Here is a 17,998-nt window from a genome sequence, read left to right on the forward strand (position 1 = left end):
TGCATTTAATTTCTGGTGCAAATTTAGATTTTTTAAACCAAAAAAAAGCCTTCTTTTTCAAGAAGGCTTTCAAAATTTTATAATACTAATTTAGAAGATATATCTAATTCCAAATTGCGCTTGCCATCTTGAAGCTAAACTAGCATCATAGTTGAAAGTTTTAGTTTGGGTACCATTAAATGTATATGTTGGTACATTTGTAGTTTGATTAACTGAAACGCCTATTGGTTGAACACTTGTAGGTACTTGAACCAATCCCCAATCAGAATTCAATAAATTTCCTACGTTCAGTACATCAACACTAAATTGAATGGTATTCTTTTTATCTGAAGCGGATGAGATTTTAAAATTATAATCTTGCATTAATTTAAGATCCCATTTTCCTCTCCAAGGAGATAATGCTCCATAACGCTCAGCATACTGTCCTCTTCTGCCGTTTAAGTAATCATCCTGACTGATGAATTTATCAAAAGCGGCACCTTGGCCCGCTCCAGAAAAAATCATAGTATTGATTTGAGCAGTTGTAGGAATAAAAATTAAATCATTGGCACCTGAACCATCATTGTTGATATCACCACCATAAGTATAATTAAAACGACCTCCCTGAGCGTACTCAAAGAAAGTAGAAACAGTAGTTGCCCACTTGTCATTAGTACCATATTTCCATTTTTTAGAACCTACTCCAATAAAACGGTGCGTATCTCCATATTTAGAATTTGAAAGAACATCATTGTTCACATTCCCTAAAGCAGGATTAAAATTAAAGGCATCCCCTGTAATCTCTGCTTCTATCGAATTCACATCTTTAGATTTCAAATAATTATAGGCTAAACTTGCAAATAACCCATTATCAAAAGTCTTTTGCACTTTTACAGAACCATTAAATGCACTTCCTTTTTTTGAATTAGTCAGTACATAAGCGTGTGCTCTTGCAGGAAAACCATATTCATTCCAAGTACCAAAATCATTAGATCCATAAATTGGTCTATTGTCTGCGCCAACTAATTGACTTGTTGGTGTTTTTAATCCCCAATCCTGAACATGAACAGCATTTAAATCCTTGTTATAAGACATATCCACTGTAAATATGTAATTGTTTTCAAATTTATGATCGATCCCTAAACTTGTTCTCCAAACTTGAGGAAATTTAAAATCATTGTTCACTACTTCATAGAAAAATGGATCTGTACCTCCTACTTGATTTCCAACCCATACAAATGGAAGTTTCCCTGTAAAAATACCAGAACCTCCACGTAATTGTGTCACTTTATTTCCATTTACGTCCCAATTGAAACCAACTCTAGGTGACCATAATAAATCATTTCCAGGTAATTTTGTAGAATCAAAATGCACAACACTGCCATCTTTTGGATTATAATAATTAATTGTAGGAACGTATCCTTCAGAATTATCTGTGTCAATAAATTTCTGAATTAACTCAGATGTATTGAAATACAAAGGCTTATCAGCTCTCAATCCATATATTAATTTAAAATTATCATTGATATTCCACTCGTCCTGAACATAAAATGCTAATTGACCCACAGTAGTTTCAGCTAAATTCCACCCACCATCAGTACCGTCTTTCAATTTATTTTTTGCATCAAAAGTAGTTTGTGCTGCGGCAATTGCTGAGGCATAATACCCGTTTGCGATATTTGCATCGAAGCCAGCCATATTTACACTACCAAAAACATCAAAACCATATCCTTTTAAATTAAATGAATTTTTGAAAATGAATTTTTCAAAAGAGAAGCCTGCTGTGTAAGTATGATTTCCTTTTACAAAATTTAAGTTGTCCGTTATTTGAATTACTTTTTGATCTAATTTATTGTTGATTGAGAATGGCTCATGACCTGCAATAATATAAGGAGAACCATCTTTTGTTATTGTAATAACTGGAGCTGGTGCAGAAAATGGTTTTCTAAAATCATTAAAATGCGTGTATCCTGCCTGTAATTTATTTGTTACCGTTTCACTAAATTTAGAGTTCAATTCAACTAAAAAAGATTGAATTTGATTATTAATTTGGTAACCTGATTTTTCAAATTGCATTGTATTAGCGTCAGGTCCTCTTCGAAAAATTGCAGTAGGATGCGCTGGTTTATCTTTTGAAGCATCTAGAAAATTATAAATAACGGCTAATTTATTATTATCATTTATATTCCAATCAAATTTGATAATTCCCTTGTTCGAATCTGAATTATGAGTAAAACCTTGATAAGCACCCGTATTATAGCCTAACTTACCTAATTCTGTAGAAACATGCATTAAATCAGTAGCTGAAACTCTCGACTCATTTACCCCAGTTGTGCTATTACCATCATTAGCAACAACACTTGACCCTAAATCGCTTCTTTTGTCAATTTCATAATTGGCAAAAAAGAATAATTTATCTTTAATAATTGGACCTCCAATACTTACCCCAGCCTGAGTTTGTTCTAATGAAGGAACAAATATTTTTTCTCCTTTAACTTTACTTCCAGTTAAATCCTGATTTCTATAAAATGAATAAGCAGTTCCATGAAACTCATTAGTTCCTGATTTTGTAACCGCATTCACCGAAGCTCCTGTAAAACCTGATAAAGTTACATCATAAGGAGCAGTAGCTACCTGAATTTGATCAATAGCGTCTAATGAAATAGGTTGTGAATTCGTTTGCCCTCCAGGAGTAGCTGCATCTAATCCGAAAGGATTATTAAACACCGCGCCATTCAAAGAATAACTGTTATATTGGTCATTTCTGCCACCAAACGAACCACCACTTGCTGAAGGCTCCAAACGTGTAAAATCCTCAGCAGATCTTGAGATAGATGGCAAAGCTGCTAATTCTCTTCGACCAATTGTAGTTTCGGCACCAGTTCTTCCACTTGCAAAAACCTTGTTTTTAGCACCTGTAACTTTTACTTCCTCAAGCTTTTGACTTTCATCTTGTAAAACAACGTCCATACTAAATGCTTTACCTAATTCAAGATAAATATCACTAAATTCTTGATTTTGAAATCCTACGTAAGTAACTGTAATTTTATACGGCCCACCTATTCTCATATTCAACAAATTGAACCTTCCGTCTGCGTTTGACAATGCAGAGTATTTAGATCCTGAAGGAGTATGAATTGCCAAAATTGTTGCTCCCGGGAGCAATTCAGCCGAAGAACTTCGTACCGTTCCCTTAATACTAGATGTAGTCGTTTGCGCAATCATCGAATGAAGAGAAAGCACAAAAAATAATAAACTAATAACTTTTTTCATATTTTTTGTTTGATTTATTTTTGGCAAAATTAGGCAAAAAAAAACCACTCGTAGGAGTGGTTTTTGATAATTTATTAACAAACTGTTAACTAAAAATTATTTTTCAGCAACAATTTCATAAGGTAATTCAACTATCACATCTCTGTGCAATCTAACGTTAGCAGCATATTTTCCTGTACGTTTAACGATTCCACTAGTAATAAATTTTCTGTCAATTACTTGACCACCTTTTGCTAATGCTTCAGCGATATCAATATTCGTGATTGAACCGAATAATTTCTCACCACCTGCTTTTGCGAAAATTTTAATCTCAATAGCTTTCAAAGCCTCAGCCAATGCTTTTGCATCGTTTACTACTTTTTCTTCTTTGTGAGCTCTTTGTTTTAGATTTTCGGCTAACACTTTCTTTGCAGAAGAAGTAGCTAAATGCGCGTGACCTTGTGGGATTAAAAAGTTACGACCGTAACCATTTTTTACCGTTACAATATCATCTTTAAAGCCTAAATTTTGAACGTCTTGTCTTAATATAAGTTCCATGTTGTTGTCCTTTGTTATAGAAGTTAGGTTTCATGTTTCAGAAAACCAACAACTGAGTTAATTTATTATTTTAGTAAATCAGCCACATATGGCATTAATGCTATGTGACGTGCTCTTTTTACAGCTACAGACACTTTTCTTTGGTACTTTAATGAAGTTCCAGTTAAACGACGAGGAAGAATTTTCCCTTGTTCGTTTACGAATTTCAATAAGAAATCAGCATCTTTATAATCAATATATTTGATACCTGATTTTTTGAAACGACAATATTTTTTTTGTTTGTTTGTTTCTATGTTCAAAGGAGTAAGATATCTGATATCTCCGTCTTTTTTTCCTGAAGCCGATTGTTGTAATGTTGCCATGATAATTAAGCTTTTGTAGATTTTAATTTAGTTCTTCTTCTTTCAGCCCAAGAAATAGCGTGTTTATCTAAACTTACAGTTAAGAAACGCATTACTCTTTCGTCACGTCTAAATTCAGTTTCAAAAGCAATAAGAACTTCTCCTGCTACTTTAAATTCAAACAAATGGTAGAAACCACTTTTTTTGTTTTGAATTTCGTAAGCCATCTTTTTAAGACCCCAGTCTTCTTTCGATACCATTTCAGCTCCACGACTAGTAAGAAAATCTTCAAATTTGCTTACTGTTTCCTTTACCTGAACTTCAGATAAAACGGGATTTAAAATGAAAACAGTTTCATAATGATTCATAAATATGTATTTATTTGTTAAATTGGGTGCAAAAGTAGCGAATTAATTGATATAAACAAGTACTTTTTTGCTTTATTCGTTAAACGACAAAAATAAAAACATTGGCGGTAGTTTTTTTAATAATTTAATGTTAAATTTACTAATCCAAATCTAAAATAAAAAATTATGAAACTTAATTGCGTAGTAGTTGATGATAGCTCCATTCAAAGAATGATCATCGCAAAATTAGTAAATAATCATACAAACTTACATTTAATTGGGGATTTTTCGAATGCAATTGAAGCAAGAAGTTGTATGTCAGTTCACAATGTAGATTTAATATTTCTAGATATTGAAATGCCCGTAATCAGCGGTTTTGATTTTTTAGACGGTCTAAAAATTAAGCCTCAAATTATTTTCATTACTTCTAAAGCAGAGTATGCAATGAAAGCCTTTGATTATGATGCAACCGATTATCTTCAAAAACCAATTGCCATAGACAGATTCAATGCGTCTGTACGAAGAGCAATGGATTTGTATTTACTTAAAAAAGAAAACAAAGAAGAAGAAGGCGATCATATTTTCATTAAAAGCAATTTGAAAAAGCTGAAGATTTACACTTCAAAAATAAAATGGATTGAAGCTTTTGGTGATTACGTGCGAGTTGTAACCGAAGAAGACAGCAATCTGGTCCTTTCTACCATGAAATCTTTTGAAAACGATTTGTCTAAAGAAAAATTCATCAGAGTACATAAGTCATATATTATCAATATTGACAAAGTAGAGCGCTTTAACAGCAAGTTTGCTGAGATTGGAATTACAAAAATACCTTTAAGCAGAAACAAAAAAGAAGATTTAGTTAAAGCCTTATCATTTGCATAAAAAACTACTTTTAATAAAAATCGACGTTTAGCGCAACTTTTATAGCTCTGTATTGAGCAACAGCCTCAAAACTATTCAATATCTTTTGAATTGTCTTTTTAGTGCTTATTATGGACGCCTCTTGTGGAATTTTGATAATTATTGTTCTTATAAATTCATTTCTAATTCTACTGATTGCTGGTTCTTCAGGACCTAATACCGGCATGTTCAAATTTTGCGTCATCACCTGATACAACCACATAGAACCTTCTTTTAATTTGTCGAAATCGCGTTGTTTCAGTGTTAGTTTAATTATTCTGAAATAAGGCGGGTATTTATAAATTTGCCTGTCATACAACTGCTCCTTATACATGCCAAAATAGTCGTTATTTGTAACTTGTTGTATTGTATTATGATTTGGATTATAGGTTTGTATAATTACTTTTCCTTGCTTTTCAGAACGTCCGGCACGACCAGCTACTTGTGTCATCATTTGGAAACTTCTCTCAAAAGCCCTGAAATCAGGATGATACAACATATTGTCCGCGTTCATGATTCCTACTAAACTCACATTATCAAAATCCAATCCTTTTGCAAGCATTTGTGTTCCTACAAGAATATCTATTTCTCTATTCTTGAAACTATCGATAATTTTTTCGAAACCAAATTTCCCTCTTGTAGTATCCTGATCCATTCTTCCCGTTTTTGCGCTTGGAAAAATGGAGATTAATTCCTGTTCAATTTGTTCTGTTCCAAAACCTTTTGTAGCTAAATCGACACTGGAGCAGGAATGGCAATGCGTCGGTTTTGCCATTGTATAACCGCAGTAATGGCAACGCAATTGGTTTTTATGCTTATGATAGGTCAAACTCACATCACATTGCGCACATTGTGGAACATGACCACACGTCATACATTCAATTATAGGAGAGTAACCTCTTCGATTTTGAAATAAAATTACTTGCTCACCTAATGCTAATGCATTGGTAATTTCCTCGATTAAAACATCGCTAAAATGTCCAGTCATTTTCTTGCGAAAATATTTATCTTTTAAATCTACCAATTCAATATTTGGCATCATCACATTTCCAAATCGTTCCGAAATCTCAACTAATCCAAATTTTCCAGACTTGGCATTAAAATACGTCTCTAAACTTGGTGTTGCTGAACCTAATAAAACCTTTGATTTATGCGAATGAGCCAAAACTATAGCCGCATCTCGTGCATGATATCTTGGTGCTGGATCTACTTGTTTGAAAGTTTGTTCGTGTTCCTCATCTACAATTATGAATCCCAGATTACAAAACGGCAAAAATAGAGCCGACCTCGCTCCTATCACCACTTGGGCTTTTTCGGAATTTTGTAAAACCTGATTCCAAACTTCGACACGCTCGTTATTGTTATATTTCGAATGAAAAACGGCCACTTTATTGCCAAAATAAGTTCTCAGCCTTCCCACTAGTTGAGTCGTCAAAGCAATTTCGGGAAGTAAATACAGTATTTGTTGTCCAGAATCAAGATATTCTTCGATGAGTTTGATGTAAATCTCCGTTTTACCGCTGGAAGTTACCCCGTGTAAAAGACAAACATCTTTTTGGATAAAATTTTCTTTAATCCCATAAAATGCAGTTTGCTGCGCAGTACTTAATTGAAGTAGTTCATCCGTTATTTTACCTTTAAAATTTACTCGGTCTTCTTGAATAAAATAATCCTCAAATATTTCCTTCTCTATCAATGCCTTTACAATCGCAGCAGAAGATTTAGTAGCTTCGACCAGTTTTTTTACCGTTAATGGCTTCTTTTCCATAGCACTCAATTGAAAATAGCCCAGCACAATTTCCTTTTGTTTGTTGGCATTTTTAAGTGTTTCAAGCAATTCACTTAATCCGGCATTCGAATCGTATTTAGAATGCAACCTCACGTACCGAACTAATTTGGGCTTATAGCTTTCCAGCATTTCTTCCTGAAGCACCAGTATGTTTTTATCTATCAATTTTTGAATAACAGGAAAGATATTTTTCTTGTTTAAAATTGGTATAATATCTTGAACTTTTAGTGAATTTTGTTGTTGCAAGGCCTGATAAACCAAGTATTCATCATCAGAAAGGAGGCTTTCATCAACAAATAAATCTTGTTTTTGAGAAATTACAGTTTCACTTTCCAACAAAAGCGCACTTGGTATTGCACCACGATACACATCACCAATGGCGCACATATAATACGAAGCAATCCATTGCCAATGTGCAATTTGGATTTCGGTTACAATCGGTTTTTCGTCAAGAATTTGGTGAATTTCTTTAGCTTCGTATAATTCAGGTTTGTTTTGATGAATTTCGATAACTAAAGCAGTGTAGATTTTGCTTTTGCCAAAAGGTACCGCAACACGCATTCCTTCTTTTATATAATGGAATTCGGCTTCAGAAACACTATAAGTAAAGGTTTTGGCAAGGGAAAGTGGTAAAATTACTTCTACGAAATACATATTTTACGTTGTGAATTATGAATTTTAAATCAGAAGCCAGGAATCATGCGCCTGAATATGGCTAATAATTCCTAACTTAAAATTTTTTACTACTTTGCTCTGTACCAGTATTGCGTTCTTCCAAATAATGAAATTCCAACGAATCCACGCACTTTAAGTTTATCTTTTGATTCTAAAGTGATGAAACATTTATAGGTTTTTCCGTTTTTAGGATCTAAGATTTTTCCATTTGTGTATTCGTCTCCTTCTTTTGTCAAACCTTTTATGATAACCATCCCAAGAATGGGTTTATTTTTATCACTTCCCGTACAATTGGCACACACGTTGTTTTTGTGTTCCAAGTCTAAAATTTCAGCCACTTTTCCGTAGATTTTTCCAGATTTTTCATAGATTTCTACTATCGATTTTGCTTTACCTGTTTCATCGTCAATGGTTTTCCATTTTCCTATAACGGTTTGATTTTGAGCATAAAAAATAGTTGTAAAAAATAATACTGCGATAATTAAGATTTTGTTTTTCATAATGTGTTTTTTTTTAGCCCTGATGGAAGCGGAAATCCTTTCTAGTCCTGAACTTGTTTCAGGATCCTGAAACAAGTTCAGGACTAGAAAGATTGAAGCGGACAGCAGGAAATAGCTCCTAAAAACTATTCTTCTTTTTTAATTTTTAATTTGTTTACTGTAGCATTTAATTCGAAACCCAGAAGTAATATCATACAGTTTATCCAAATGTAAAACATTAGGATTAATAATGTACCTATTGACCCATACAATTCATTATATTTTGAAAATCGTATTACCCAAATTCCAAAAATATAGGAATCAAGAAGAATCAAAATCGTTGTAAAAACCGAACCAATTGAGATAAAGGCTCTGTTTTTGTCATGTTTTGTACCAAATTTAAACAGTATTGAGGTGGTGGCCAGTATCATGAGAATTACGAATGCATATCTCCCCAAAATAATCAATTGATTGACATCGCTAAAGACCGTTTTTTGAATAAATACCTCGAAAACAAGAATCGTTGAAATGGTTACTATCAACAACAATGACAACAATAATGACATCCCTAAAGCCACTATGTATTGATGTATAAATCCTCTTTTGATAAGGACATGACGGGAGGATTCAAAGCCTCCAAGAATTCCATTCAATCCATTTGCCATCAAGAAAATAGACAATATAAAACCAGACGATAATAATCCGGAATGACTGTTGTGAAGAATATCATTAATGATTTTATAAATGGCATCATAGGTATTTGGCGGAACTCCCTGTCTAACAAATTGAAGAAAATCATTTTGAAAACCTTCGATGGGAATGTATGGAATAAGATTTAATATGAACAGTGCAAAGGGAAATAATGCCATAAAAAAACTAAATGCAATGGCACTCGCGTGATAGGTCAAGGCACTTTCCACAATTCCCAATCCGTACAATTCTAATAAATCATATAATGACAATCCTTGCAGCCAGGGGAGTTTTATCTTTTTTAACCCTTGGGCAAGATTCCGTATTACGGGAATTCTTTCTATTCTTTCCTCTATTTCCTTACTCATATTGCTTTCAAGCTCAAGTCCATATTATAAACAGAATGCGTTAAGGCTCCGGACGAAATATAATCTACACCGCATTCCGCATAATGACGGATCGTTTCTTCATTGATATTTCCCGAGGATTCCGTTAAGCATCGATCTCCAATTAAGGCCACCGCTTTTTTAGTATCTTCATAATTAAAATTATCTATCAAGATTCTATAAACACCTTCACTTTCCAAAATCTCTTTGATTTCAGTCAGATTTCTGGCTTCGACAATGATTTTTAAATCTAAATTATTTTCTTTGAGATACGCTTTGGTTTTGGCTATTGCCAAAGTGATTCCGCCTGCAAAATCATTGTGATTATCTTTCAACATTACCATGTCATACAAAGCAAAACGGTGGTTTTCGCCTCCGCCAATTTTCACTGCCCATTTCTCACAAGCCCGGAAACCAGGTGTCGTTTTACGAGTATCGAGAATTTTAGTTTGTGTTCCTTCTAATAAATGAACATATTCTTTGGTTTTAGTAGCGATTGCCGACATTCTTTGCATCGAATTCAAAACTACCCGTTCCGATTTCAAAATGGATTGTGAACTTCCCGAAACATGAAAAACGATATCACCTTTTTTTACAGTCGTTCCGTCCTCTATAAAAGTTTCGACTTGCAAATTCGCATCCACAAATTGAAAAACCATTTTGGCAAAAGCCACACCTGCAATTATACCATCCTCTTTTACAAGCAACTTCGCTTTTCCCATTGCTGTTGTCGGAATACAAGCCAAAGAGCTATAATCTCCAGGACCAACATCTTCCCGAATGGCGTTTTTTATTAGTATTTGTAACTCGTTTTCGAACAGTGCTTCGCTAATCATTTTATAAGAAATTTATTGGAATGCTAAAGTAAGATATATTTTGTGGATTTGAAAATATGTGCGCTTGGTTCTTAAGAAAAGAAACAAATAAATCTATTTCTAACAAAGCATTGTCCTATGTGAAAGATGAAGCTGAAACGGAAAGTTGCATTAGCAATTTTGACTATCAACATCCCACATCAATAGATTAAAACGAATTAATCAGATCTATTATTTTGGAATAAATTATTAAAATCTTATATTTGAGTTGGTAACATCAAAAAAACTGACTATGAAATCTTTCTTAACCCTCCTTTTTGTATCCACACTACTATTAATTTCTTGCAAAAAAGAAATCGAGCCGCAAAATAGCACTACTCCAACAAACATGGTTCCATTTACGGAGGTTGGCAAGCAGATGCGAAATGAAGCTACAATGACGTCTGAGGCCAAGCAAAACTCAAATATTGTCAATCAAAATCAAGCACTAGCAGCGCCACTTCCTGTTGCCAAAGGAATGAACCCTGCTCATGGTCAACCTTTACATCGTTGTGATATAGCTGTTGGAGCACCGTTAAATTCTCCTATTGCCGTTCCTAAAAACACACCATCAACGCAGCAAATAACACCCCAACAAAATCAATCGGTCGCAACTGACCCGGCAAATACTGCTACAAGTCCAATAGTTACAACACCCACTCCTGAGGGAATGAACCCGCCACACGGTCAAACAAATCATAGATGTGATATTGCAGTTGGTGCTCCGTTGCCAAAATCTTAAAGCGCTAGAGAAATTTTAAAAATTTTGAATTCACAACAATTGATTTCAGACAAAATAAAACTGGATCTTTCGATTTAAGCATAATTTTAAAAAATAGCCACAATGGAACCTCTTCTGATTTTCGAATTTAATTTAAACAGTGACATCAGTAATTGGAAAATTGTGAATGACGTAGTAATGGGTGGTAAATCAGAAAGCAAATTCTACCTAAATCACGATGGAAATGGAACTTTTGAAGGCAAAGTATCCTTAGATAATAATGGCGGATTTTGTTCTGTGAAATATAATTTTGAAGCAATTACCCTAAACAAAAACAAACGTATTTGCATCCGTCATAAAGGAGATGGCAAAAAGTACCAATTTAGAGTAAAGACCAATCGTAATGATACCCATTCTTATGTATATTCGTTCCAAACCTCCACTGACTGGCAAACCACTGATATTCCTATTTCCGAATTGCATCCCACTTTTAGAGGTCGTAAATTAGATATGCCGAATTATGATGGCTCAAATTTAGAAGAAATTGCCTTCTTGATTGGGAATAAAAAAGAAGAAAATTTTCAATTACTTATTGATAGAATTGAGGCCTTATAATTTAAAAACTTCAAGAGACCCAATTGATCCTCTGTAAAAGTTAAATCAGCCTTCAGAATCCATTAAAAAAAATTAAGAAATCTATTATTTAAATGTTCATTCCAAAGATACTATTCATAAAACCTCATAATATTCTATCTTTGCGGCTCAGAAATTCCACAAAATGAACATTAAATTAATTGCTATTGGTAAAACCGATAACAAAGCTTTACAATCCTTAATAGACGATTATACCAAGCGTTTGTCATTCTATATCAAGTTTGATTTGGATATTATTCCTGATATCAAGAACGTAAAAAACTTATCTGAAAGTCAACAGAAAGAGAAAGAAGGCGAATTGATTTTGGCAAAAATAACGCCAACAGACCAACTCGTTTTATTGGACGAAAATGGAAAAAACTTTTCGAGCGTTGGCTTTTCAGGAGAACTACAGAAGAAAATGAACTCCGGTGTAAAGACTTTAGTTTTTGTAATTGGCGGTCCTTATGGATTTTCGGAAACTGTTTATGCCAAAGCTCAAGGAAAAATATCGTTGTCTTTAATGACTTTTTCGCATCAAATGGTGCGGTTATTCTTTATAGAACAGTTGTATCGTGGATTTACGATTTTGAGAAACGAACCCTATCATCATCAATAAGAAGTATTCAGTCCACGTTTTAAGTTAATTTAATTAAAAAATAAATTACAGTTCTTTCAACATTTAAAAAGTGGAAGGTTTGAAAACCAAAACAAATGCAATATTTTCCATTGTTGTAATTAAAAATTGAGATTTAAACAAACTCACAATTTACAATAAAAATGTATTGAATTTTAGAAATAAAACACTAAATTTATATGATTAAAAATCAGCACTATACGTTAAGAAAAATATGTAAATTATAAACTTTCTAGCAGAGGTGATAATTATTATTTTTTTAATCTTTAAAAAACTTTATCATGAAACACTTATTTAGATTTTCAGCTATTTTAATTATTTTTTTTGGCATTACCTCGTGCAGTAATGATTACAACAATCCAAATCCAAACCCAACTCCAAGCATTACAACTTTTAATGCGACATTAGATGGAGCTAGTGAGGCACCTGCTAATAGTTCAACAGCGACTGGGTCGGCTACACTTTCATTTAATAATACTACAAAAATATTTTCAATTTCTGTAACCCACTCTATTGCTTCCCCAACTGGCGGACATATACATATGGGTGCCATAGGAGTAAGCGGAGGTGTTATATTTCCTTTTACAACTTTAGTTTCTCCAATTAGCTTCACAAGCCCTGCTTTAACTGCCGCACAAGAAGCAGACCTTAAAGCAAATCTTTACTATGTAAACATTCATACTGCAGCATTTCCAAACGGAGAAATAAGAGGTCAACTTATTAAAGGCACTACCTCAGGCGGTGGATATTAAACAATATTTTTAATAAATAAAGCCTTTTTTTTAAAAAATAAAGGCTTATAAAAAAAACATAATTCTTATCGAGAATTATAATTAAAGAATTAATTTTTAATAAATGAATTCCTCGTTTTCAAAATTTATTTTTGATTTTGGAAGTTTTAAACTTTCAATGAAAATTTTATCTTGAATATAACTTCCAAAACTTAAGTTTTTGTCAAAACAAAAAACGTATTGGTTCGGTTTATTATTTGATAATTTATTTAGATATCCTAGAAATTCTTCTTTTTTCATGACCACATTATTTACTAAAACTTCATTGCTTTTGGTAAATAAGACAACAATACCTGACTTCGGTTTTTCTAATTTATAGAATACTTTTGTAAAAGGAATAAAGGCTAAGTTTTTACCAATAGTATCTGCATAGGAATAATAATTTAGAGCTTTTTCATTCTTATGCGCTTTTTCTTCTCGTTTTTTATTTTGCAATTTCACGACTTCAGGAATTACTAATCGCAAAGGCAAACGTTTGTCTATGTTGAAAATCCAATTGGTTGAAATAATTTCGTTTTTCCGGTTTACTTCTGCCAAAGTATCCTTTTCCTTTGTTCTAAAAAAAATATAGATTGGCGAATGATCTTCTACATTTTTGACAATAGTTGTATTCGATTTCGGTAATAGAATATCTTCTTTGTTTCCACACGAAACAACTATAAAAAGTACAATCAGAGTAAAGTATTTCATATTTATGAATTGATTTTATTAAATAAAGTAACGCATTCCATTGCTTCTTTTACATCGTGAACACGGAGGATTTTTGCTCCTTTTGATAATGCTAAAGTATTTAATATTGTTGTTCCGTTTAAAGCTTGTTCGACACTGGTATTTAAGGTTTTATAAATCATTGATTTTCTGGAAATTCCAACTAAAAGTGGCAACTCAAGGATGTTAAACAATTCCATTTTTTTAAATACTTCGTAATTTTGGTCTAGTTTTTTGGCAAAGCCAAAACCCGGATCGATAATTAAATCATTGATTCCAAAACTTCTGGCTATAGAAATTCGTTCCGAAAAATAGAACAACATTTCTTTTATAATATCATCATAAACAGTTAAAGTTTGCATGGTTTGAGGCGTTCCTCTCATGTGCATCATAATGTAAGGAACATTATATTTTCCTATTACCACCAACATTTTATCATCTAAATGTCCTGCCGAAATATCGTTGACGATAGCAGCTCCATTTTCTATACTTGCTTTCGCCACTTCGCTTCTAAAAGTATCAATGGATAGAATTGCTTCTGGAAAATGTTTTAGAATCAAATTAATAGCTGGAACAATTCTTGAAATTTCTTCCTCTTCAGATACGAACTCAGCATTTGGTTTACTGGAATAAGCGCCAATATCAATAAAAGTAGCACCTTCGATTATCATTTTTTCGACTTGAGATAGTATTTCGTTTTCATTTTTATACTTTCCACCATCAAAAAAAGAGTTGGGTGTTACATTCAAAATCCCCATTACCTTGGGAGTTGATAAGTCTATGAGTTGTCCTTTGCAATTAATAGTCATTGTTTTAGTGTTCAGTTACGGTAAACCGTTATCAAAAAATTCTAGTTTCAAAAATCATTAATCCCTATTCCAACAATATTTCTCCTTCATTCTTAATTTAAAAAAAATATGCTATTTTTGAGGAAATTTTAGACAAATATACATCAATAATGAAGAATACTTCAAATGAATACGATAACGTAATTGCGATTTGTCGTTCACTGTTTATCAATAAAATGAAAGATTATGGATGCGCTTGGCGTATTTTGAGATTGCCTTCATTAACTGATCAAATTTATATAAAAGCACAAAGAATCAGAAGTTTACAAGAAAACGAGGTTCGTAAAATTGACGAAGATGAGACAGGCGAATTCATCGGAATTATCAATTATTCGATAATGGCTTTGATCCAATTAGAATTAGGCGTTGTTGATCAACCTGATTTAGACGTTGATAAAGCAACCGAATTGTACGATGCCAAAGTAAAATCAACCAAAAACTTAATGGAAGATAAAAATCATGATTATGGTGAAGCTTGGCGCGATATGCGTGTCAGTTCGCTCACTGATTTGATTTTGCAAAAACTACTTCGTGTCAAACAAATTGAAGATAATAAAGGAAAAACTTTAGTCTCAGAAGGAATTGATGCTAATTATCAGGATATGATTAATTATGCTGTTTTTGCTTTAATTTTGATGGGATTTGGAAATAAAAATTAAAATAAAACTATGAAAAATATAATTACTCAATTTGCACGAATTTTCGTTGGGATTCTATTTATTATTTCGGGATTAATTAAGCTGAACGACCCTATTGGTTTTTCGTACAAACTGGCGGAGTATTTCAGCGAACCGGTTTTCAATATGCCATTTTTTGTGCCATTTGCATTAGCAATAGCTTTATTTTTAGTCACTGTTGAAGTGGTTTTGGGCGTAATGTTACTCATTGGCTACAAATCAAAATTTACGATTAACAGTCTGTTATTATTAATTGTGCTTTTCACATTCTTAACTTTTTATTCCGCTTATTTTGACGTAGTAAAAGATTGCGGTTGTTTTGGCGACGCTTTGCATTTAACGCCTTGGCAATCCTTTACCAAAGATGTGGTTTTGTTGTTTTTTATTCTAATTCTATTTTTTAATAAAAAATTGGTAAAACCGTTATTTGGAAATACTGTTCAAAATATTTTGGCCTTGGCAAGTATTGTTTTGTGTGCCTTTATGGGATATTGGGTTATAAACCATTTGCCACTGAAAGATTTTCGTCCTTATAAAGTGGGGACTAATATCCAAAAAGGAATGAGAATTCCGGATGGCGCTCCAAAAAGTGTAGTCGAAATGGTTTTTATCTACAAAGTAAACGGTGTTGACAAAGAATTCACAGAAAAGGATTTAATGAATATTCCGGCTGGAGCCACTTTTGTAGATAGAAAAGATAAGGTAATTACAGAAGGCTATGTCCCTCCTATTCATGATTTTGCAATGGAAAAAGACGGATCTGACTATAAAGATGAATTTTTGCAGGAACCAAAATTGGTTATGATTGTATCATATGACTTAATTCATGCCGACAAAAACGGTTTAATGAAACTCGAAAAATTAAACTTGCAAGCTAAAGCAAAAGGATATAAAGTAATAGGCATGACGGCTTCAACTCCAGAGGATATTGAAAAAGTAAAAAAACAATTCGGTTTCACTTTTGATTTTTACTTCTGCGATGCAATTGCTTTGAAAACGATCGAAAGAGCGAATCCTAGTATTGTAATTTTGGAACATGGAACTATTCTTCAAAAAGTTCATCATAATGATATTTCAGATTTGAAATTGAAATAATTTTTATAGTCTAAGGTTTAAAGTTATAAACATTTTAAACCTTAGACTATTTCTTCTATTTACTCAAAAAATAGATTTGAAAGCGATTGATTTTTAAATTTTCATCAAAAAAGCAGTCAATAATTTATATTTTGAATTTAAATCATCTCCTTTTTTATTAACTATAACGATATTATATTTAGATTTTTGAATTCTGCTTTCAAAAATTGTAATTCTATATATCTCTTTCCATTTCTTTGTTTAACTTTACTTAAAATTATAAAAAAATGAAAAAAATATTCGCTTTAATTATAGCTTTCCTTGCAATTTCTTGCACAAATGCACAACAAAAAACAGCATTTTCAAAAGTAGCTTTATCAGAAAAATTATTATCAACTAATGATAGCCAAGTTGCTTTTAAGAATATCTTAAAAAAATATAAAGGCAAAACTTTAGTGATCGAAGTTTGGGCTTCCTGGTGTGGTGACTGTGTAAAAGCAATGCCGAAAATCAAAGATTTACAGGCTAATAATCCTGCTGTTGCTTATGTATTCATTTCAATGGATAAAACTGCAGATAAGTGGAAAGCAGGTATTGAAAAACACGAATTAAAAGGAGAGCACTTCATGGCGAATGATCAGATGAAAGGCGTTTTTGGGAAAGCAATTGATTTAGATTGGATTCCGAGATATATCATCATTGACAAAAAAGGAAAAATCGTTTTATATCGCGCAATAGAAACTGATTTTGACAAAATAAATGAAACTTTAAAAAAATTGAAATAACAAATTACAATTCCGTAATTGGATTATTTCGATGATAATAAACAGCTAAAAAACTAAAACTAAATAAAAACACGAACTAAAATGAGAAAGAAGATTGTTGCAGGAAACTGGAAAATGCATAAAAATGCAGAGCAAACTGAGGATCTATTGAATGAGCTAATCGCTAAAATATCGACAGATACAACTGCACAAGTAATTGTTGCTCCTACATTTATCAACTTGGCTTCTGCTGTTGATCATTTAGAATTTACCAATATTGATGTTGCAGCCCAAAACATGCATCAAGCAGAAAGTGGCGCTTTTACAGGTGAAATTTCAGCTGATATGTTACAAAATGTAGGTGTAAATACTGTAATTCTTGGACACTCAGAACGCAGAGCTATTTTTAATGAAACTGATGCCTTAATTGCTAGTAAAGTAAATACCGCTTTGGAACATGACATGACTGTTATTTTCTGTTTTGGCGAAGAGTTGAAAGATCGTCAATCTAAAAATCATTTTAATATTGTTGAAAATCAATTAAAAGATGGTTTATTCAGTATAGAAGCTTCAGATTGGGGAAATATTGTTTTGGCATATGAACCAGTATGGGCAATAGGAACAGGTGAAACTGCTTCTCCGGAACAAGCACAAGAAATGCACGAATTCATCAGAGAAACAGTTCGCAAAGCTTTTGGAAGTGATATCGCAGAAGACGTATCAATCCTTTACGGTGGAAGTGTAAAACCTGAAAATGCAAAAGAAATTTTCTCTAAACCAGATGTTGACGGAGGTCTTATCGGTGGAGCTGCACTAAAAGCAGACGATTTCGTTGCAATCGTAAATGCGATCTAAAATAAATTTATACCGTTAAAAAAGAGGTTTGGATTCGTTC

General features: G+C 32.8%; 19 protein-coding genes. 9 read left to right on the forward strand and 10 right to left on the reverse strand.

Annotated features, from left to right (window positions below; genetic code table 11):
- Positions 1-90: 90 nt before the first annotated feature.
- The 4 genes from BUC23_RS04950 to rpsF all read right to left on the reverse strand — a co-directional run bounded on the left by BUC23_RS04950 (position 91) and on the right by rpsF (position 4,498).
- The gene (locus BUC23_RS04950; protein WP_073206361.1) at positions 91-3,252 is read right to left on the reverse strand and encodes a TonB-dependent receptor; all 3,162 of its coding nucleotides are present in this window, start codon (positions 3,250-3,252) and stop codon (positions 91-93) included.
- Between the two features lie 96 nt (positions 3,253-3,348).
- Positions 3,349-3,789: a 50S ribosomal protein L9 gene (gene rplI / locus BUC23_RS04955; RefSeq protein WP_073206364.1), complete on the reverse strand. Its 441-nt coding sequence runs from the start codon at positions 3,787-3,789 to the stop codon at positions 3,349-3,351.
- Between the two features lie 65 nt (positions 3,790-3,854).
- Positions 3,855-4,151 carry a 30S ribosomal protein S18 gene (rpsR, locus tag BUC23_RS04960; RefSeq protein WP_073206367.1) on the reverse strand — a complete coding sequence of 99 codons (297 nt, stop codon included), beginning with the start codon at positions 4,149-4,151 and terminating at the stop codon, positions 3,855-3,857.
- 5 nt (positions 4,152-4,156) lie between these two features.
- Complete coding sequence (gene rpsF / locus BUC23_RS04965) at positions 4,157-4,498, reverse strand: 30S ribosomal protein S6 (RefSeq protein ID WP_035671622.1); 342 nt, start codon at positions 4,496-4,498, stop codon at positions 4,157-4,159.
- Between the two features lie 165 nt (positions 4,499-4,663).
- Here rpsF and BUC23_RS04970 point away from each other — a divergent pair, with 165 nt between their 5' ends.
- On the forward strand, positions 4,664-5,359 hold the full coding sequence (locus BUC23_RS04970) for a LytR/AlgR family response regulator transcription factor (RefSeq protein ID WP_073206370.1): 696 nt from the start codon (positions 4,664-4,666) through the stop codon (positions 5,357-5,359).
- A gap of 10 nt (positions 5,360-5,369) precedes the next feature.
- Here BUC23_RS04970 and priA read toward each other — a convergent pair whose 3' ends face one another.
- From priA to nadC, 4 genes are all read right to left on the reverse strand, one after another.
- Complete coding sequence (gene priA / locus BUC23_RS04975; RefSeq protein ID WP_073206373.1) at positions 5,370-7,820, reverse strand: replication restart helicase PriA; 2,451 nt, start codon at positions 7,818-7,820, stop codon at positions 5,370-5,372.
- A gap of 89 nt (positions 7,821-7,909) precedes the next feature.
- Positions 7,910-8,341, reverse strand: coding sequence for a DUF2147 domain-containing protein (locus tag BUC23_RS04980; RefSeq protein WP_073206809.1), 432 nt, complete (start codon positions 8,339-8,341; stop codon positions 7,910-7,912).
- A 125-nt stretch (positions 8,342-8,466) separates the two neighbouring features.
- On the reverse strand, positions 8,467-9,378 hold the full coding sequence (locus BUC23_RS04985; RefSeq protein WP_073206377.1) for a YihY/virulence factor BrkB family protein: 912 nt from the start codon (positions 9,376-9,378) through the stop codon (positions 8,467-8,469).
- Positions 9,375-10,232: a carboxylating nicotinate-nucleotide diphosphorylase gene (gene nadC / locus BUC23_RS04990; protein ID WP_073206380.1), complete on the reverse strand. Its 858-nt coding sequence runs from the start codon at positions 10,230-10,232 to the stop codon at positions 9,375-9,377. The genes BUC23_RS04985 and nadC overlap by 4 nt, the downstream gene beginning before the upstream one ends.
- Before the next feature lie 271 nt (positions 10,233-10,503).
- On the opposite strand from nadC, the gene BUC23_RS04995 reads away from it, so the two are divergent.
- The 4 genes from BUC23_RS04995 to BUC23_RS05010 all read left to right on the forward strand — a co-directional run bounded on the left by BUC23_RS04995 (position 10,504) and on the right by BUC23_RS05010 (position 12,993).
- Positions 10,504-10,992 carry a RodZ family helix-turn-helix domain-containing protein gene (locus BUC23_RS04995; RefSeq protein WP_073206383.1) on the forward strand — a complete coding sequence of 163 codons (489 nt, stop codon included), beginning with the start codon at positions 10,504-10,506 and terminating at the stop codon, positions 10,990-10,992.
- A 102-nt stretch (positions 10,993-11,094) separates the two neighbouring features.
- Complete coding sequence (locus BUC23_RS05000) at positions 11,095-11,586, forward strand: CIA30 family protein (RefSeq protein WP_073206385.1); 492 nt, start codon at positions 11,095-11,097, stop codon at positions 11,584-11,586.
- A 163-nt stretch (positions 11,587-11,749) separates the two neighbouring features.
- The gene (rlmH, locus tag BUC23_RS05005) at positions 11,750-12,223 is read left to right on the forward strand and encodes a 23S rRNA (pseudouridine(1915)-N(3))-methyltransferase RlmH (protein ID WP_073206387.1); all 474 of its coding nucleotides are present in this window, start codon (positions 11,750-11,752) and stop codon (positions 12,221-12,223) included.
- Positions 12,224-12,522: 299 nt separating this feature from the next.
- Positions 12,523-12,993, forward strand: a complete 471-nt coding sequence (locus BUC23_RS05010; RefSeq protein ID WP_073206390.1) for a CHRD domain-containing protein — start codon at positions 12,523-12,525, stop codon at positions 12,991-12,993.
- Positions 12,994-13,089: 96 nt separating this feature from the next.
- Here BUC23_RS05010 and BUC23_RS05015 read toward each other — a convergent pair whose 3' ends face one another.
- Both BUC23_RS05015 and folP read right to left on the reverse strand, forming a co-directional pair.
- Complete coding sequence (locus BUC23_RS05015; RefSeq protein ID WP_073206395.1) at positions 13,090-13,722, reverse strand: hypothetical protein; 633 nt, start codon at positions 13,720-13,722, stop codon at positions 13,090-13,092.
- A 2-nt stretch (positions 13,723-13,724) separates the two neighbouring features.
- The gene (gene folP, locus BUC23_RS05020; RefSeq protein ID WP_073206398.1) at positions 13,725-14,549 is read right to left on the reverse strand and encodes a dihydropteroate synthase; all 825 of its coding nucleotides are present in this window, start codon (positions 14,547-14,549) and stop codon (positions 13,725-13,727) included.
- A gap of 149 nt (positions 14,550-14,698) precedes the next feature.
- Here folP and BUC23_RS05025 point away from each other — a divergent pair, with 149 nt between their 5' ends.
- From BUC23_RS05025 to tpiA, 4 genes are all read left to right on the forward strand, one after another.
- Positions 14,699-15,247, forward strand: a complete 549-nt coding sequence (locus tag BUC23_RS05025) for a DUF1599 domain-containing protein (RefSeq protein ID WP_073206401.1) — start codon at positions 14,699-14,701, stop codon at positions 15,245-15,247.
- Between the two features lie 9 nt (positions 15,248-15,256).
- Entirely contained in the window at positions 15,257-16,360 is a 1,104-nt protein-coding gene (locus BUC23_RS05030) for a BT_3928 family protein (protein ID WP_073206404.1), read from the forward strand.
- Positions 16,361-16,626: 266 nt separating this feature from the next.
- Positions 16,627-17,124: a TlpA family protein disulfide reductase gene (locus tag BUC23_RS05035; protein ID WP_073206407.1), complete on the forward strand. Its 498-nt coding sequence runs from the start codon at positions 16,627-16,629 to the stop codon at positions 17,122-17,124.
- A gap of 81 nt (positions 17,125-17,205) precedes the next feature.
- Complete coding sequence (gene tpiA / locus BUC23_RS05040) at positions 17,206-17,958, forward strand: triose-phosphate isomerase (protein ID WP_073206410.1); 753 nt, start codon at positions 17,206-17,208, stop codon at positions 17,956-17,958.
- The last annotated feature ends 40 nt before the right edge of the window (positions 17,959-17,998 follow it).

The organism is Flavobacterium xinjiangense, assembly GCF_900142885.1.
GTDB lineage: Bacteria > Bacteroidota > Bacteroidia > Flavobacteriales > Flavobacteriaceae > Flavobacterium > Flavobacterium xinjiangense.

Coding starts and splice junctions, on each gene's coding strand:
- BUC23_RS05000 (WP_073206385.1), top strand. CDS start 11,095: ATGGAACCTCTTCTGATTTTCGAATTTAATTTAAACAGTGACATCAGT.
- BUC23_RS04950 (WP_073206361.1), bottom strand. CDS start 3,252: ATGAAAAAAGTTATTAGTTTATTATTTTTTGTGCTTTCTCTTCATTCG.
- BUC23_RS05015 (WP_073206395.1), bottom strand. CDS start 13,722: ATGAAATACTTTACTCTGATTGTACTTTTTATAGTTGTTTCGTGTGGA.
- rpsR (WP_073206367.1), bottom strand. CDS start 4,151: ATGGCAACATTACAACAATCGGCTTCAGGAAAAAAAGACGGAGATATC.
- priA (WP_073206373.1), bottom strand. CDS start 7,820: ATGTATTTCGTAGAAGTAATTTTACCACTTTCCCTTGCCAAAACCTTT.
- BUC23_RS04970 (WP_073206370.1), top strand. CDS start 4,664: ATGAAACTTAATTGCGTAGTAGTTGATGATAGCTCCATTCAAAGAATG.
- rplI (WP_073206364.1), bottom strand. CDS start 3,789: ATGGAACTTATATTAAGACAAGACGTTCAAAATTTAGGCTTTAAAGAT.
- BUC23_RS04985 (WP_073206377.1), bottom strand. CDS start 9,378: ATGAGTAAGGAAATAGAGGAAAGAATAGAAAGAATTCCCGTAATACGG.
- BUC23_RS04995 (WP_073206383.1), top strand. CDS start 10,504: ATGAAATCTTTCTTAACCCTCCTTTTTGTATCCACACTACTATTAATT.
- rpsF (WP_035671622.1), bottom strand. CDS start 4,498: ATGAATCATTATGAAACTGTTTTCATTTTAAATCCCGTTTTATCTGAA.
- nadC (WP_073206380.1), bottom strand. CDS start 10,232: ATGATTAGCGAAGCACTGTTCGAAAACGAGTTACAAATACTAATAAAA.
- tpiA (WP_073206410.1), top strand. CDS start 17,206: ATGAGAAAGAAGATTGTTGCAGGAAACTGGAAAATGCATAAAAATGCA.
- folP (WP_073206398.1), bottom strand. CDS start 14,549: ATGACTATTAATTGCAAAGGACAACTCATAGACTTATCAACTCCCAAG.
- rlmH (WP_073206387.1), top strand. CDS start 11,750: ATGAACATTAAATTAATTGCTATTGGTAAAACCGATAACAAAGCTTTA.
- BUC23_RS05030 (WP_073206404.1), top strand. CDS start 15,257: ATGAAAAATATAATTACTCAATTTGCACGAATTTTCGTTGGGATTCTA.
- BUC23_RS05025 (WP_073206401.1), top strand. CDS start 14,699: ATGAAGAATACTTCAAATGAATACGATAACGTAATTGCGATTTGTCGT.
- BUC23_RS04980 (WP_073206809.1), bottom strand. CDS start 8,341: ATGAAAAACAAAATCTTAATTATCGCAGTATTATTTTTTACAACTATT.
- BUC23_RS05035 (WP_073206407.1), top strand. CDS start 16,627: ATGAAAAAAATATTCGCTTTAATTATAGCTTTCCTTGCAATTTCTTGC.
- BUC23_RS05010 (WP_073206390.1), top strand. CDS start 12,523: ATGAAACACTTATTTAGATTTTCAGCTATTTTAATTATTTTTTTTGGC.